Source organism: Lactobacillus sp. PSON, from assembly GCF_052615405.1.
Map to the genome: position 1 here is coordinate 153,310 of NZ_JBQXFW010000005.1, position 17,082 is coordinate 170,391.

The following is a 17,082-nucleotide window of genomic DNA, read 5'->3' on the forward strand; positions in this document are numbered from 1 at the left end:
ATTTTAACATAAAAAAGCGTTAAATTCAGCCTATGATATGCCATATGTCTTCATTTCATTAGTAGTAAGAGGTCTGCTAAATGCCCCAACCTCTAAGTCAATTAGACTATGCTTGTCTGCTTTTTGTTTAATTGCATTATAATACTTAATTTTATTTTTTAGAGTAGTAATATTGCCAATAACAACATTACCATCTTTCATTACTAATACAATTTGCGAAGGTCGACGAGTATTACCACTCAATACTTTAACTTCATCTTTAAAATATTGTGGAAAATCATTAAATAATTTTAACTCATCTTTTAAACCAGAATTATGTTTATAGCCTATGAATAAAGGTTTATCTTGCTGGATTTCATTCCAAGTTAATAATTGTGTTCCGATTTTGCCATTTGATAAAATTCTTTTATATTTTGATCCGGATTTAATATAACCAAGTGTTCCATATTCATGAATCTCTAATACTAATTGATTAACATTAGAAATCTTAACATTAACGCTTTTAATTTCTGGATAGCGCTTAGTTAATCTTTGATCAAGATTCTTTTTATTAAAAATATAATCAAAAACCTTATCTCTAGCTTTAATACCAGAGTTCTTAACTATTTCTTTACTTGAAATACCAGTTGCTCCCTTTACACTCACTCCACTAATATTTGCATATGGCGATATATAATAGCCCAGACAGATAATTGCAATTAATGAAACAAGAACAATTAAACCTAAACGTTTAAATAATGACTTTCGCCGTTCTTTATGTAAACCAGACAGTGAGGCAGAAACTTTAGCCTTTTTGTTTTTACGCCTTTTACGCTTTTTAGATTGATTTGTTTGATGATTGATATATGGTGATAATTCTTTTCGTGGGTCAATCTTAGTAACTCGTTTTCTTGGCATCTGCCTCACCTCCTTACTAACGTGTGATTTCTTCCATCACTTTAATAACTTGGTCAGATGCATCAGGAACTCCTAATTCCTTCGATGCTTTGCTCATATCATTAGCATATTTTTCATCAAGCAAAATATGATCGATTGAAGAAACAAAATTATTAGGATTTAAATCATCTTCTGGAATTACTAATGCTGCACCTGACTTTTCAAGATCAAGAGCATTCTTCATTTGATGATTATGAGTAACATTAGGACTTGGAATAAGAATTGCAGGAACTCCTAATGCAGTAAATTCAGCAATACTTGTTGCACCAGATCTAGATACTACACAAGTCATTTCAGGGAGCAACGCTGGCATATCTTTAATATAAGGTAAAACCTTAATATTATTACCTAAATCAACATTTTTAAGTTTTTCTTCAACTGAATCATAATAAAGAGTACCTGTTGCCCAAATAATTTGGTATGGCTTTTCTTTGAGTTGCATAATACTCTTAAGCATAATCCTGTTGATTGCCAATGCGCCTCGTGAACCACCGAATACTAATACAGTAGGCATTTGTGGATTTAATCCCCATTGTTTTAAATCAATTGGAGTTTTATTTAATCCCAAAACTTGTTGTGAACGAGGATTTCCTGTGCGTACTAGTTTCTTTTTTTCTGGAAATTGCTTTGCAGCATCATCAAATGTATAACAAATCTTATCAACATAATGGCCCAAGAATTTATTTGCTAAACCTACAACTGAATTGGATTCATGAATCATAGTTGGAATATGCATTTTAGCAGCTTCATAAACCATAGCTCCACTTACATATCCACCAGTACCAACTACAATATCTGGCTTAAAATCACGCAAAATTTCTTTAGCTCTCTTAGTTGCTTTAATAAACAATTCAATTGTTTCAAAATTCTTCAAAGGATGTTTACGATTGAATCCTTGAATTTTAATCGTTTTAAAATTGACACCAGCAGCAGGAACGATTTTGGATTCAAGTCCCTTTTGTGTACCAACAAATAAAATTTCATCATCGGTACTAATCTTGCGTTCTTTCAATCGTTCAATAACTGCCATAATTGGATAAATGTGACCACCTGTGCCACCGCCTGTAAATATAACTCTCATTTTATTTAGTCTTTAAATCCTTTACAAATTTTACAAAATAATCGCCACGTGCTTCAAAAGTCTTAAATTGATCCCAAGATGCACATGCTGGAGAAAATAGCAATACATCACCAGGTTCAGTTAACTCATAAGCTTTTGGAACTGCTTCTTGCAGAGTATTTTCAATTACAATATTTTTAATACCTGCTTTTCTTGCGCTGTCGGCTAATAAATATTTTGTTTCACCATATAAAACAATTGCTTTAACATGCTTTTTAAAATATGGAATTAACTCATCAAAGGTAAATCCACGGTCAAGCCCACCAGCAATAAGTACTTCTGGTTCATCAAAAGATGGAATTGCAACACTTGCAGCTTCAATGTTAGTTGACTTAGAATCATTATAAATCTTACGTCCATCTAAGGTCATTACATATTGTAAACGGTGTTTTGCACCTGTAAATGTTTCTAGAACTGCTTGGATATCTTCGTTATCTACACCCATAATTTTAGAAATTGCAATCGCCACAAGAGCATTTTGTTGATTATGAATACCAGGTAATTTCATATCGCTGGTTTTCATCAATTTTTCGCTTTGACTTTGAAGATATCCATCTTTAATAAAGTAATCAGCACTATCATCCATTTCAGAAAAAGTTTGAATTTGAGCTTTTGTTAAATCCGTCTCTTTTTCAAAAATATCTTTTTGATCAAAATTAGCAATAAAATAATCATTTTCATTTTGAAAACGCGTCACGTTAAGCTTAGCCTGAACATAGTTTTCAAAAGTCTTATGATAATCAAGGTGAACATTATTGTAAATATCAACAATTGCAGCTACCTTAGGATCAATGTCAGTTACACCCATCAATTGAAAACTAGAAATTTCCACTACCAAAATATCATCTTTAGTTGCTTTAGTTACAACTTCAGAAATCGGAACCCCAATGTTTCCTACCGCATAAGCATGATGCCCATTTTTAGATAAATGATGATCTAAAATTCTTTGTGTAAGCATAACTGTGGTAGTTTTACCATTTGATCCAGTTACACAAACATATGGTGCATCACTTACACTAAGTGCAACTTCTGGTTCAGTAATAATGGGAATTTTTAATTCTTCGGCCTTTGCAACCATTGGATTTTCATAAGGGATACCAGGGTTCTTAACCAAATAATCAAAATGTTCTTCTTCTAAAATCTCAGTTGGGTGATGACCACCAATTACTCGAACACCCTTTTCTTTTAATTCCTGAGCTTTAGAATTTTTATCTAAATCAGCCTTATCATTTAAAGTAAGTTTTGCTCCTAACTTTAACAAAAGTTCACTTACCGCAAAACCACTTTTACCAAGACCTAATACTAAAACATTTTTATTTTTATATGTGTCAATCTGTTTCATTTTTTATCTTTAACCCCAGATTACTAAATACAAAATACTACCAATTAAACCAACAAGCCAAAAGACAATGTCAACTTTCCATTCAGACCAGCCAAGCATTTCAAAATGGTGATGAATAGGAGTCATTTTAAAGATTCTCTTACCAGTTGTTTGGAATGAAATAACTTGCAAAATTACACTAGCTGTTTCACACACAAAAACAATTCCAATTAAGAGAAGTGACCATGGGCGATTCAAGAAAATACTTACTGCGGCAAGTCCTCCCCCAAGTGCTAAACTACCAGCATCTCCCATAAAAATTTTCGCTGGTTTATGATTAAACACAAGAAATGCAGCTAAACCACCAATTACACTCATACAAAATACAAAAATTGGAATATTATTTTGTTGATATGCAATATAAGCATAAGTACCATAAGCTACAATTGAAAGTCCAGTTGCTAATCCATCTAATCCATCTGAAAGGTTGACTGCGTTTGAAAAACCAACAAGCCAGAAAACAATAAAAATTGTAAATAAAACAACACTATTAATATTACCAACAAATGGAATAAATAAATTAAACTTAAAGTGGTCACTTGCTGCAATCAAAACAATAATCGCTGCAATTACAATTTGAAGAGATAGCTTTTGCCAAGCGCGAAGACCTAAGTTTCGCTTAAAGTAAAGCTTAAGCCCATCATCAAGAAATCCAATAATTCCATATCCCAATAAACTGACAAGTAAAATCCAAATCGTTTTATCTAAATCATGATGCCAAAGAGTCACCCAAAGAGTGGAGATAACAGAAGCTAAAACAAAAATTGTTCCCCCCATTGTTGGAGTACCTGACTTCTTTTGGTGCCATTTAGGACCCTCATCACGAATCTCCTGACCTTCATGGTGTGAATGCATAAAGATAATCAACCATGGTAAAAAAATCGCTGTCAAAACAAGCGAGCTTACTAATGCAATAATACCAATAACCATATAATAGTTACTCCTTTAAACTGATTTTTATTGTATCTCCGGCTTTTAATACGCTACCAGCCTCAATACTTTGGCTAGTTACGCTGCCGCTTCCTTGTACACTTACTTTAATACGGGCAAGGTTGGCAAATTGATGAACATCTTCTTTGCTCCAGCCCGTCATATTAGGATAAAGAATTTTACCCGAAGTCAAAACAAAAACTTTTGAACCAGACTCTTGTTTTTGACCTTTAGAATATAACTGATTGGTAATTTTTTCACCGTCACCTATTTTAACAATATTTAAGCCAATACTTTTAGTCTTTTCTTTAGCCTTTTCATAAGTCATCCCCTTTAAATCAGGTGTTTCAACTTTAGTCGAAGCTGACTTAGCATTTTTTGACATTAAAATCACTCTACTCATAACAGGCTTAAAAATTGAAGCAAGAATTTTTTCAGCTGAATCACTCATTCGACGTGGCTGCTTCATTGTTATATAAACACAGTATCGAGGATTATCTGCTGGAGTTACACCAACTACTGAAAAAATGTAGTTAGAGTCACCTTTAAGATATCCACCACCTTTAGGATTTGCAATTTGTGCTGTACCAGTCTTTATAGCAATGCTTTCCCCTGGAATTTTATAAGCAGATCCGGTACCAATTTGTTTATTCAAGACTTTTTTCATATTATCTGTTACAACTTTACGAGCTGCAGCTGAATAAACAGGCCTACCAACTTTTTTAATTTGATAGCCTTCAATAGTTTTACCATCAGAATCAGTAATTTTATCAATAAATTGCGGCTTAACCATCTGACCATTATTACCTAAGGAACTAAAGGCTTGCATCATCTGCATTACATTAACATTCACGCCCTGACCAAATGATGTTACAGCTTGATCAACAGGACCATTAAATGATAAAATTCCCGCTTGCTCACCTGGTAAAGTTACTCCAGTTTTTTGGCCAATTCTAAAACGCTTAAGGTATTTGAGCCAAGTTTTGCCACCCATTTCACGTTCAATTTTCACAAAACCAGTATTACTTGAATGAGCAAAGGCATCAGATAAAGGAATTGTTCCCCATCCAGATGTTAACCAATCATGAATCGTTGCTCCTCCAATAGTTACAGATCCAGATCTATAATATTCATTAGGGTGATAATTTCCACTATCAGCAGCTGCTGCCAAAGTTAAAATCTTAAATACAGACCCTGGTTCATAAGTATCTTGAACTAAAATATTACGATATGAATTTGTTAATCCTTTTTTAGTTTGGGGATTAAATGTTGGCCTTTGTGAAGCTGCTAAAATTTTTCCTGTCTTCATATCTTCTACAACTGCAGTCATATGAACTGGATCATATTTATCTTGGACATAGTCCAAGCGACTTTCAAGATAAGTTTGAAGCTGAGAATCAATAGTTAAATAAACATCTTTACCATTTTGAGCAGCTTTATAGGTTTGACTACCATTAGGCATTTGAGTTTCTGAAGCATCAACTGATGAAATTCTATAACCATCTTTACCCTTTAAAGTATTATTAAGCCATGCTTCAAGTCCCATAGTTCCTACTAAGTTTTGGTTGCCGTTTTTATCATATTCCGGCTGTGCCAAACCTACTATATGAGAAGCAAAATCACCATTAGGATAAAGTCTAGATGGTGTTTCTAAGAATTTAATTCCTGGTAACTTCATCTTTTCTATTTTCTGCTTCTGGGCTTTAGTAAGACCACTACCACCACTTCCAAATTGCACCTGAAAGGCCTTTTGCTTTGGATTTAAATATTTTAAAATCTGCTTTTTCGAAAGTGGTAAAACTGTGGCTAGTTTTTTAGCAGTTTTTTCTTTGTTTACTACATATTCTGGCTTATTCTTATAATTAATTGATGACTTATCTAAAATTGCATATATCGTATATAAATGTGAATCTTCTGCAATAGCTAAGCCATCTCGATCGAAAATAGTTCCGCGATTAGCTTTCAAGACTTGATTTCGCTTATACAGCTGATGTGTTCTAGCTGATAAATCCTGTCCACTAACCTTTTTAGAAACTCCAATATATATAAATCTAGCTATAAATACAAGAAAAACCAAAGCCACGGCAAGCTGGAGAATTCTCCCCACCGTAAAGCGGTAGCCGTGGGCTCTGGTTTTTTGTAATTTTAAATTACTTTTCTTTTTCATTAACGAATTGTCCTAATATTTTTTTCAATCAATGTTAACCCTTTTTGACGTGCTACTTTATTAAGACGTGTACTTGAAGTTAACTCACCAATTTCCTGACGCAAATCAGTTATTTGATTTTGATTTTTAGTAGTTGATTGTTGAATATCCGATAGTTCGTTTTGAGCCGAGGTTGCAGAAATACTAGAAGACACTAGGAATATCATCATACAAAGTGTAATGATACTTCCTAGCACAAGTAAAGTTTTCTCTAAACCGGTCCAAGGAACCTTTCGAGGATCTACAACAATTCGTTGTCTCTGTTCAGACTTTATTTTTTTATTTGGTTCAAATTCTACTCTTCTTGCTGAACTATCAGCCATTTCACTTTCCTCTTTATATCTTCTCTGCAACCCTTAATTTTGCACTGTGTGAGCGGTTGTTGTTCTCTAATTCAGAAGAAGAAGCCACAATTGGTTTTCGATTAACCAAGCGAAGTGTCGGCTTTAGATTATCAGGGATCATAGGCATTCCGCGTGGAACTTCAACTTCCGAGTATTGCTTAAAAATCTTTTTGACGATTTTATCTTCATGAGACTGGAAAGTAATCACGCTGATTCGACCGCCAGGTCGAAGAATCTTGATGGCCTCTTTTAGGGATTCTTCTAAGACATCAAGTTCATGATTGACAGCCACTCTAAGAGCTTGAAAAGTCTTCTTAGCTGGATGTCCCCCAGTTCGTCGTGCAAATGCGGGAATTGCTTCTTTGATCACGTCTACTAATTCAAACGTAGTCTCAATCGGCTTTTTTTTCCGTTTTTCAACAATTTGACGGGCGATTTGACGAGAGAATCTTTCATCTCCATATTTATATAAAATATTCGCTAATTCTTTTTGACTAAGCGTATTAACTAATTGGTAAGCATCAAGTTCTTGACTTTGATCCATTCTCATATCTAATCGAGCATCAAAACGGTAAGAAAAACCGCGATCTGCCTGATCAAACTGAGGCGAAGATACACCTAAATCGTAGTATATTCCATCAATCCCCTCAGTATAACCCAGCTTAACTAGATTCTCTTCTAAGTGACTAAAGTTATCATGTACTAAGACCAATTTAGGATCAGCATCTTGTTTTAATAAATCAGCAAAGTTCAACTCTGCAGACTTTATTGCATATTCATCTTGGTCAAAACCAATCAACGTTCCGGAGTTAATTTTACTTAGTAAATATTTAGCGTGTCCACCTCCACCAAACGTTGCATCTACATAAAGACCATCGTTTTTCGGTTTTAAATTATCTATTGTTTCGTGTAAGAGTACACTGGTGTGTTTGAATGTCATAATTTTTTATAGTTCAATGTCGTCCAAATTTTCTGCGATGTCATCGTAGTTTGAATTTGCCTCTTCTTCAAAGCTCTCCCAATTTTTAAGTGACCAAATTTCTATCCGGTCACTTACACCTACAATGACACATTCTTTCTTAAGCTCGGCATGCTGTTTTAATGTCGTGGTCAGATTAACACGCCCTTGCTTGTCGAACTCGCTTTCCATCGCACCAGAGTAAAATAATCGCGTAAATTTACGCGCATTTCTCTTAGTCAATGGAAGGTGTGCTAATTTAGCCTGTATCTTTCGCCATGCCTCTTGGGTATAGCCAAAAATGCAGCCATCCATACCTTTTGTGAATATCATCTTATCTCCAATCTGCTTACGAAAGTCAGCCGGTATAATTAGGCGACCTTTGTCATCGAGATTGCGGTGATATTCACCCATGAACATGGTCTAGCCCTCCCTTCCGTAAATTAATTTACCACAAATCCCCATTTCCTACCATACTATCAATAAAAAAAGCTTGTATTTTTATTTTTTCTTACATTTTTTCTCAAAAAATACAAATAAAAAACCTCTAAACATATAGCTTAGAGGCAAAAATTAATTAATAGATAACCATAAAAATTAATAAACCAAAATACCAAAAAATGCTACAAAGGTCTAAATAATCCCATAGCTCTCTAATAGTCTTTCCAAGTGAAATATTTTTATTAATTATTGCAGCCTTAAGAGAAACACCAATTGCTAAAACAAAATACAATAAAAAACCATACGGTAAAAAAGACGGCAAATTTTTATTAAGAGTTATTAAACTACATGCTGCAATTAAGAAAAAAGGCAATACATCTCTGCCACTAAATTGCGCTTTAGGAAATATTTTATTAAGCAATATTGCAATTATTAAGCCAATAATTGGTAATACAAAAATCCATACCATAAAAATGTCCTCCATCTCAAAGTATAATTTTACTATTTTTTGTAATTGAAAAAAACCGCTAATAAGCATAAAATATTCATCAAGAACAGGAGGATATTTGATGGCTCGTAGAAAGAAAAAGAAATCAGGATTTCAAAAATTAACAATTGTAATGGCTATTTTAATGGCTCTTATTACATTAGCAGGTATACTTATTCCAGTACTTTTCAGAGAATAATAAAAAGAACGCGAAAAATCGCGTTCTTTTTTCTTTATTGACGATATGCTTGCATATCTACTAAAAATGGATAATCTTGTGCTAAATTGCCCCATATCCAATATGTAAGAGCAGTAAATACCAAAGTCCATACTAAATTAAATGCTAAACTAATGAGCAATACATGAAGTGAGACATTAATCAAGCCTACCATATTTAAAATTAACCAACTATAGATATCTAGTACTGTTACGCCTAGTAAAATGACTAGCAATCGTACCCAAAAGATTTCTGGTAAAAATCTTGCTATTTTTTGACAAGCCCAACAAGCAACAGGCAAAAATACAGTATATACGCCTATTATTCCTAATGAATAAATATCTGCCACAATTCCAGCGCCAAATGCTAACCAGAGCTCTTTTGAATTTATATCATCAAATAATCCAATTAACATTACCCCAATCGGCATAAGCCAAGTAGCAGAGCCGTAATCTCCATAATTCATAAACTGATGCAAATATAGCGCAAGTGACCCATCTAAAACCAATGCCACAAACAACGCAATCGCCAAAATCCATTGTCGAAATATGCGCATTAGTCTGCCACCTTTCTCCTAACAACAGTTACTACAGAAGGATCATTTATTTCACCTGCTGGATTAATTTTAATTAAATCAGATAAGCCAAAGCTATCACGGGTAGTTTCGGCAACAGTTCCAATTAAAAGTCCTTTAGGAGAATTACCTCCCATACCACTGGTATAAACACGTGTGCCTTGCTTCAATTTTCTACTGTCAACTACTTGAGTAAATGCTAAGCCGCCACTTGAAGTAACGGTTATAATTCCATGAACACTTTTACCATTAGAGGCAGTTGCTTGAACTGAAAAACGATTTGCAGAAGTATCACTTGTGGTAATTAGTTCTACTTTTGAAGAAGCAGCACTAACTTCGATAATACGTCCAATAACACCACCGCCACACATTACCGCCATATTTTTCTTAATACCTGATGTAGAACCCTTATCAATAACTAAAAGATCAGACCAAGTATCAGAAGAGCGTGAAATTACTGATGCATCTACTAAGCTATAGCCACTCAAAGTATCTTTTAACTTTAAAGCTGATCTTAATTGTTTATTTTCTGCTTCAAGTGTAGAGTTGCGAGCTTTAGTTTGACCTAAATTTGTGACCTGACTCTTTAAATGATCATTTTCACTTTGAGCATTTAAAATTTGGTTAACATTGTTAAGGCCCCCTGATACTAATCCTAATGGAATATCAACGATTCTAGAACCGATTGCAACAACATCATTTCCAAAACTCTGCACAAGAAGCGGAGCCTTACGTTTATTTCTTAAACTAACACTTCCACCAAGTACAGCCAGAATCACGATTACAATAATAAATGCTGATAATAGTTTTTTATTTTCTAGAAACTTTTTCATTCGTAAATTTACCTAAATAAAAACCGGCATTAGCCGGCTTTTTTGTTATTTGCGACTTCTACGCATTACTTCAATGTTTTTAAGTGATTCACCAGTACCAATTGCAACACAGTCGAGTGGATCTTGTGCAATAAATACTGGAACCTTGGTTGCTTCAGAAATAACTTCTGGTAAGTTCTTAAGAAGAGCTCCACCACCAGTTAACACAATTCCATGGTCAATAACATCTGCTGCAATTTCTGGAGAAGTTTGTTCTAAAGTTTCCTTAATTGCAACAATAATATCTTGAACCACATCTTGAATAGCTTCAGCAACATCTACTGCTTCAACATCAACAGACTTAGGAAGACCAGTTACTAAATCACGTCCACGAATACTAATTGATTCAATTTCCTTTGCCTTTTCAACTGATGCTGAACCAATTTGAATTTTAATATCTTCAGCTGTTCTTTCACCAATAAGCAAATTAAACTTTGAGTGAACATAATTAATAATTGAATTATTAAACTTGTCCCCTGCTTGGCGAATTGATGATGAAGATACAATACCACCAAGCGAAATAGTAGCTACATCAGTAGTACCACCACCAATATCAACAACCATTGAACCAGTAGGATCCATCACTGGAAGTCCTGCCCCAATAGCTGCTGCAAATGGTTCTTCAATTACAAAAGCTTCACGAGCACCAGCAACACGTGCAGCATCAATAACTGCACGTTTTTCAACTTCAGTAACACCACTTGGCACACAAATCATTACTGATGGTTTAGAATTACCAACGGTCTTTTCCATAAAGTACTTAAGCATTGATGCAGTAGTATCATAATCTGCAATTACACCATCTTTCATTGGGCGAATTGCTACGATAGTACCTGGAGTTCTACCAATCATTTCTTTAGCTTCTGAACCAACCGCAATAACATCCCCAGTCTGAGTATTCTTTGCTACTACTGATGGTTCTCTTAAGACAATACCCTTGCCTTCCATAAAAACAAGTGTATTGGCTGTACCTAAGTCGATACCAATATTTTTTGTACCTAATCCAAACACGAAAATCTCTCCTTAATTGTTGCAGTATCTAAATCTTGAATAATTATAGCATAAACTGAACATAAAACCGATTTTCAGTTGAACTTTAAAAAAATTAAAACAATTCATTCTCTTTCATACTCAAATAATGCCCTTTTCCCACAATAAAATGATCTAAAAAATCAATTTTCATTAAATCAGACGCCTGTTTTAATTCGCGGGTCAATTTAAAATCACTATTTGACGGTAAAAGTTTACCGCTTGGATGATTATGAACCACAAAAATTCCTGAGCATCCATATATCACAGCCCAACGAAAAATTTCTCTTGGATGTGCTACACTTCTGTCCAAAGTTCCTTGAAACAGTTTCTTTTCAGCAATAATACGATTGCTATTATCAAGATATAGGGCCCAAAATTCTTCTTGCTTTCTTCCTGCTAACTTATCAGCAAGATAAGTTCCTACTTCCTTACTTGAAGTAAAGATTGCATCTCGATTCACATTCGCTAATCGTAAGCGTTCAATTACTTCTTCAATTACAATAGCAAGTTCGCTATCACAATCTGGGCCGGAAGCATACGTTAATAACTCATTAAAACTTGTTATATCAAGTTTTTGCATTTTTTGTATTAAATTACTTAAAGTTATAACACCATATTCTTCAAGCTTTTTAAACAAATGCAATAATACCTCTTGGTCTGTATTTACTAAGTAATGATTATCTTTTGCAATTTTCAAAAAAATCGCTCCTTTCATTACTTATATACGTAAAAACAAACTATACTTTTTTCAGAAAATCAAAGAAATCAGTGCAAATCATTGTTGCATCCTGCTTTTCTTTGTTTGTTGGTTTAATAATGTCGGGAATCATAACACAATTAATACCAGCGTTTTTTGCAGCTTCAACACCAGTAGGTGAATCTTCAAAAATCAATAAATTCTTCTTATCTATGTTTAGTTTTTCTTTAGCTAACAAATAGATATCAGGAGCAGGTTTAGGTTTAATATTCCCCTTTTGAACATCAATATAGCTCAAGTGAAACTTGAAATAATTTCTAATTCCTGTATTCCATATAATATGTTCAACAACCTCTTCATAATTACTTGAAGCAATTGCCATTGGCAAACTCAATTCTTGAAATTTATCTAGTGCTGCTTGAACACCTGGTTTTAATTTTAATTTTCCTTCATCAGTCCATTGCCATACCAAATCATCAGTACGCTTGATAAAATCATCACGCTCTTTAAGTGACTTGAAATGTTGATGATAAAATTCTTCCATATCTTTAGCACTTGTACCTGCTAGTTTAAGATAAGTATCTTTTGGAAGATTTAAATGATATTCTTTGGCAGCTTGAATATTTGCTTCCCAATAAAGCTTTTCAGAATTGACAAGGAGTCCATCCATGTCAAAAATGACACCCTTGATTTCTTCATTTATACCTTGAACCTGCATTACTTTTCCTCCATATTAAGGGCAGCTCCAACAAGATAAAAAGATCCAGTTACTAATAAAATATCATCTTTTTCACTTTCTTCTTTTAACCTTATAAAAGCTTTTTGCCAATTACTTTCATATGGATAACGCTTTTGAATATCAAGCGGAAAATCCTCTAGTCTTGCAGCTCGAGGATATGGAATAGTAGTTAGTACTACTTGATCTTCATTATCAAATAATGAAAATACTTCTTCTAAATCCTTATCCTTCATCATTGTAATCAACACACGGATGATTCCTTTGCGCTTTTCTCTTTGCGCATGCATAAATTCAAGAAGATTCTTCATAGCTTGAATATTATGCGCTCCATCAAGAATAATTAGTGGCTCACTTTTTAGCAAATGATAACGCCCCGGAATCAAAGTATTATCAATTGCACTTCTTATTTTATCCGAAGAAAGCTGTAAATCAAGTAATTGAAAAGCACAAATTGCCATAGCAATATCATAACTTTCTACTCTTGGACGCACTTTAAAGCTTAATTGATAATTTCCACAAGCATAAGTAATATGCTGATCATCGGTCACAGTAAAATCACGCCACAATAAATATAAAGGCGCTTGTTCATTATGAGCTTTTTTTTCAATAATTGGTAAAACTTCTTTAGGAACATTACCTACCACAACTGGACGACCTTTTTTTATAATGCCTGATTTTTCTTGAGCAATATCTTGGATAGTAGGACCGATAATCTTTTCATGATCAAGTCCCACAGTAGTGATGATTGATACTTCTGGAATAATGACGTTGGTTTTGTCATGTTGGCCACCAATTCCAACTTCAATCACCATGTAATCACATTTTTGCCAAGCAAAATATATAAAGGCCATAACTGCCTCATATTCAAAGGTCACTAAAGCAAAATCTGGATCTTGCTTTCTAATTGTGGTAATGGCTTTTTCAACTTCATTAGCCATTTGTACTAAGTCAACATCTGGAATATTTTTACCATTAATTTGAATTCGTTCATTAAATTCATAAATATATGGTGAGACAAAAAGACCAGTCTTTTGACCGGCCTTCCTGAGAAGATTACTTAGATAATAAGAAGTAGAACCTTTACCGTTAGTTCCGGTGATATGAATTGATTTCACCTTATCTTGCGGATTATCCAAAACAGCCAAAATCTTTTTGATATACGATAAATCATTTTTGGCATGAAGATTAGGCAATGAATAAAGATGTGAAATTACTTCTTTTGCATTAGTAAACTTCAAATCTATTTGCTTTCCTTCAATTCTTGAATGCGTTCACGAACACCAGCAAGTTGGTTTTCGTAATCAGCCTTCTTTTCTTTTTCTTTGTTAACAACAGCTTCTGGAGCATGAGCAACAAAACCTTGATTTGAGAGCTTCTTTTCAGCGCGTTCAACTTCACCAACTAGTCGCTCTTCTTCTTTCTTCATCTTAGCAAGTTCTTCATCAACGTTCACAAGTTCAGTCAATGGAACAAAAATTTGAGCGCCAGTAATTACTGCAGTTTTAGCAAGCTTTGGTGCTTCGATATCACTTGAAACTGTCAAATCTTTAGGATGTAAGAAGTTTTCAACGTAGTCAACATTTTCATCCAAAATGTGTTTGTTCTTTTCATCATCAAGCTTAATCATAATGTCAATTTGACTAGACATTGGTGCATTAACTTCCATACGAATATTACGAACAGCTTTAATAACTTCAATTAAGAAGTCCATATCTTCATCTGCTGCAGTATTTTCAAATTCCTTATGTTCTACAGGATATGAAGCAGTCATAATACTTTCGCCATCATGAGGCATTGAAAGCCAAAGTTTTTCAGTAACAAATGGCATAATTGGGTGCATTAAACGTAAAATTTGATCAAGAATCCAAATCAAGTTTTCTTGTTTTCTTGCCTTTAACTCTTCATCATCACCATTTAACGCAACCTTAGAAATTTCAATGTACCAATCACAGAAATCATTCCAAATAAAGTTGTAAAGAATACGTCCAGCTTCACCAAATTGATATTCATCAAATAAACGGTTAACTTCCTTAACAGTATGGTTAAGACGGTCAAAAATCCACTTATCAGCTAAGTCAAACTTAGAAGTATCTGGCATATGAGCAGGCTTAGCATCACTTGGCAAGTTCATAATTACAAAACGACTTGCATTCCAAATCTTGTTAATAAAGTTCCAAGCTGAATCCATCTTAGTATAGCTAAAACGAGTATCTTGACCAGGAGCAGTACCATTTAATAAGAACCATCTAAGAGCATCCGCACCGTATTTGTCGATAACATCCATTGGGTCAATACCATTACCCAAAGACTTACTCATCTTACGTCCTTGTTCATCACGAATAAGACCATGCAAAACAACATCTTTAAATGGACGTTCCTTAGTAAAGTGAAGACTTTGGAAAATCATTCTAGAAACCCAGAAGAAGATAATATCATAACCAGTAACCAATGCATTAGTTGGGAAGTAACGCTTAAAGTCTGGATTATCAGTATCTGGCCAACCCATAGTTGAAAATGGCCAAAGCGCACTTGAGAACCAAGTATCTAATACATCTGGATCTTGTTCCCAGTTTTCAATATCCTTAGGAGCTTCAACACCTACATAAGTTTCACCAGTTTTTTTGTTGTACCAAGCAGGAATGCGGTGGCCCCACCATAATTGACGAGAAATTACCCAGTCATGAACATCTTCCATCCAATGGTTAAGAGTTTGTTCAAAACGTTCTGGAACAAAGTTAACTTTATCTTCGCCCTTTTGATTTTCAAGAACTTTTTCAGCAAGTGGCTTCATCTTAACAAACCATTGCTTAGAAAGACGAGGTTCAACTTGAACACCTGAACGTTCAGAGTGACCAACTGAGTGAACAATTGGTTCAACCTTAATAAGGTAGCCTTCCTTCTTAAGAGCTTCAACTAAAGCATCACGTGCTTCAAAACGATCCATACCAGCATATTTACCAGCTTCTTCGTTCATAGTACCGTCATCGTTCATAACATTGATTCTTTCAAGATTATGACGATTACCTACTTGGAAGTCATTAGGGTCATGTGCTGGGGTAATCTTAACCAGTCCAGTACCAAATTCTGGATCAACATGTTGATCTTCAATAATTGGAATATGACGACCAACAATTGGCAAAATAAGTTCTTTACCTACAAAACGCTTATAACGTTCATCTCCAGGAGCAACGGCTACTGCAGTATCACCAAACATAGTTTCTGGACGAGTAGTTGCAATTTCTACAAATCCACTACCATCTGCTAATGGATACTTAATATGGTAAAATGCACCCTTATCATCCTTGTGAATAACTTCAATGTCACTAAGTGCAGTTTCAAGCTTTGGATCCCAGTTAATAATGTATTCGCCACGATAAATAAGACCTTCATTATATAATTGTACAAAGACTTTCTTAACCGCCTTTGAAAGACCCTTATCTAAGGTAAAGCGTTCACGTGAATAATCAAGTGAAAGACCAAGCTTAGACCATTGGCTCTTGATGATATTTGCATATTCATCTTTCCAGTCCCAAACTTGTTTAACAAAAGCTTCACGACCCATTTCATGACGATCCTTACCTTGCTTGCGCAATTTTGCTTCAACTTTTGCTTGAGTTGCAATACCGGCATGGTCCATACCTGGAAGATAAAGCGTATCATAACCTTGCATACGCTTTAAACGAATCAAAGTATCTTGAATTGCTGTATCCCATGCGTGACCCAAGTGCAACTTACCTGTTACATTTGGTGGTGGAATAACAATTGAATATGGGTGAGCCTTCTTATCACCTGATGGCTTGAATAAATCTTCATCAAGCCAAGTTTTATATCTACCTTTTTCAACCTCTGTAGGGTTGTATTTAGGTGCTAAATCTGTCATTAAAATTCCTCCATAAAAAAAGCCCTAGACTTATTGTCTAGGACGATTTACTAACCGCGGTACCACCTAATTAATTAGATGCAAAAAACATCTCTCTTAATAAGACGATAACGGCGTCTGAAGTGTCCGGACTTGCTTACTTTGGTTCAACAAGTCAGCTAATCAAGCTACAAGTCTGCTTCTATTGGGCTCTTCTCAGCGCTTGAACCTTCTCTGTTAAATAACGAAGCGACTACTCTTGACTAATTGCTTTGTCTACTATTTTAGC

General features: G+C 34.5%; 17 protein-coding genes. 1 reads left to right on the forward strand and 16 read right to left on the reverse strand.

Features of this window, described 5'->3' with window-relative positions; translation table 11 throughout:
* Positions 1 to 30: 30 nt before the first annotated feature.
* The 9 genes from ACTHPI_RS04680 to ACTHPI_RS04720 form a co-directional block, all read right to left on the reverse strand.
* Positions 31 to 897: a cell division protein FtsQ/DivIB gene (locus tag ACTHPI_RS04680; protein ID WP_445353019.1), complete on the reverse strand. Its 867-nt coding sequence runs from the start codon at positions 895 to 897 to the stop codon at positions 31 to 33.
* A gap of 16 nt (positions 898 to 913) precedes the next feature.
* Complete coding sequence (gene murG, locus ACTHPI_RS04685; RefSeq protein WP_445353020.1) at positions 914 to 2,017, reverse strand: undecaprenyldiphospho-muramoylpentapeptide beta-N-acetylglucosaminyltransferase; 1,104 nt, start codon at positions 2,015 to 2,017, stop codon at positions 914 to 916.
* Between the two features lies 1 nt (position 2,018).
* Positions 2,019 to 3,398: a UDP-N-acetylmuramoyl-L-alanine--D-glutamate ligase gene (gene murD / locus ACTHPI_RS04690; RefSeq protein ID WP_445353021.1), complete on the reverse strand. Its 1,380-nt coding sequence runs from the start codon at positions 3,396 to 3,398 to the stop codon at positions 2,019 to 2,021.
* A gap of 9 nt (positions 3,399 to 3,407) precedes the next feature.
* Entirely contained in the window at positions 3,408 to 4,367 is a 960-nt protein-coding gene (gene mraY / locus ACTHPI_RS04695; RefSeq protein WP_445353022.1) for a phospho-N-acetylmuramoyl-pentapeptide-transferase, read from the reverse strand.
* 7 nt (positions 4,368 to 4,374) lie between these two features.
* Positions 4,375 to 6,534, reverse strand: coding sequence for a penicillin-binding transpeptidase domain-containing protein (locus tag ACTHPI_RS04700; protein ID WP_445353023.1), 2,160 nt, complete (start codon positions 6,532 to 6,534; stop codon positions 4,375 to 4,377).
* Positions 6,534 to 6,896: a cell division protein FtsL gene (gene ftsL, locus ACTHPI_RS04705; protein ID WP_445353024.1), complete on the reverse strand. Its 363-nt coding sequence runs from the start codon at positions 6,894 to 6,896 to the stop codon at positions 6,534 to 6,536. Before ftsL ends, ACTHPI_RS04700 begins: the two co-directional genes overlap by 1 nt.
* Before the next feature lie 13 nt (positions 6,897 to 6,909).
* On the reverse strand, positions 6,910 to 7,857 hold the full coding sequence (gene rsmH, locus ACTHPI_RS04710) for a 16S rRNA (cytosine(1402)-N(4))-methyltransferase RsmH (protein ID WP_445353025.1): 948 nt from the start codon (positions 7,855 to 7,857) through the stop codon (positions 6,910 to 6,912).
* 6 nt (positions 7,858 to 7,863) lie between these two features.
* Positions 7,864 to 8,295: a division/cell wall cluster transcriptional repressor MraZ gene (gene mraZ, locus ACTHPI_RS04715; protein WP_445353026.1), complete on the reverse strand. Its 432-nt coding sequence runs from the start codon at positions 8,293 to 8,295 to the stop codon at positions 7,864 to 7,866.
* Between the two features lie 157 nt (positions 8,296 to 8,452).
* A complete protein-coding gene (locus ACTHPI_RS04720) occupies positions 8,453 to 8,785 on the reverse strand; it encodes a DUF3397 family protein (RefSeq protein WP_445353027.1) in 333 nt (110 codons plus the stop codon).
* 100 nt (positions 8,786 to 8,885) lie between these two features.
* On the opposite strand from ACTHPI_RS04720, the gene ACTHPI_RS04725 reads away from it, so the two are divergent.
* Positions 8,886 to 9,002, forward strand: coding sequence for a DUF4044 domain-containing protein (locus tag ACTHPI_RS04725; RefSeq protein ID WP_445353028.1), 117 nt, complete (start codon positions 8,886 to 8,888; stop codon positions 9,000 to 9,002).
* 34 nt (positions 9,003 to 9,036) lie between these two features.
* On the opposite strand, the gene mreD is transcribed toward ACTHPI_RS04725, so the two are convergent.
* The 7 genes from mreD to ACTHPI_RS04760 all read right to left on the reverse strand — a co-directional run bounded on the left by mreD (position 9,037) and on the right by ACTHPI_RS04760 (position 16,814).
* The gene (gene mreD / locus ACTHPI_RS04730) at positions 9,037 to 9,576 is read right to left on the reverse strand and encodes a rod shape-determining protein MreD (protein WP_445353029.1); all 540 of its coding nucleotides are present in this window, start codon (positions 9,574 to 9,576) and stop codon (positions 9,037 to 9,039) included.
* A complete protein-coding gene (mreC, locus tag ACTHPI_RS04735) occupies positions 9,576 to 10,427 on the reverse strand; it encodes a rod shape-determining protein MreC (protein ID WP_445353030.1) in 852 nt (283 codons plus the stop codon). Before mreC ends, mreD begins: the two co-directional genes overlap by 1 nt.
* Positions 10,428 to 10,472: 45 nt before the next feature.
* On the reverse strand, positions 10,473 to 11,477 hold the full coding sequence (locus ACTHPI_RS04740) for a rod shape-determining protein (protein ID WP_445353031.1): 1,005 nt from the start codon (positions 11,475 to 11,477) through the stop codon (positions 10,473 to 10,475).
* Between the two features lie 94 nt (positions 11,478 to 11,571).
* Positions 11,572 to 12,213 (reverse strand): JAB domain-containing protein, encoded by a 642-nt coding sequence (locus ACTHPI_RS04745; protein WP_445353032.1) that lies wholly within the window; start codon positions 12,211 to 12,213, stop codon positions 11,572 to 11,574.
* Between the two features lie 22 nt (positions 12,214 to 12,235).
* Positions 12,236 to 12,913: an HAD family hydrolase gene (locus tag ACTHPI_RS04750; RefSeq protein ID WP_445353033.1), complete on the reverse strand. Its 678-nt coding sequence runs from the start codon at positions 12,911 to 12,913 to the stop codon at positions 12,236 to 12,238.
* Positions 12,913 to 14,172, reverse strand: coding sequence for a bifunctional folylpolyglutamate synthase/dihydrofolate synthase (locus ACTHPI_RS04755; protein WP_445353034.1), 1,260 nt, complete (start codon positions 14,170 to 14,172; stop codon positions 12,913 to 12,915). Before ACTHPI_RS04755 ends, ACTHPI_RS04750 begins: the two co-directional genes overlap by 1 nt.
* Before the next feature lie 2 nt (positions 14,173 to 14,174).
* Entirely contained in the window at positions 14,175 to 16,814 is a 2,640-nt protein-coding gene (locus ACTHPI_RS04760) for a valine--tRNA ligase (RefSeq protein ID WP_445353035.1), read from the reverse strand.
* Positions 16,815 to 17,082 lie beyond the last annotated feature (268 nt).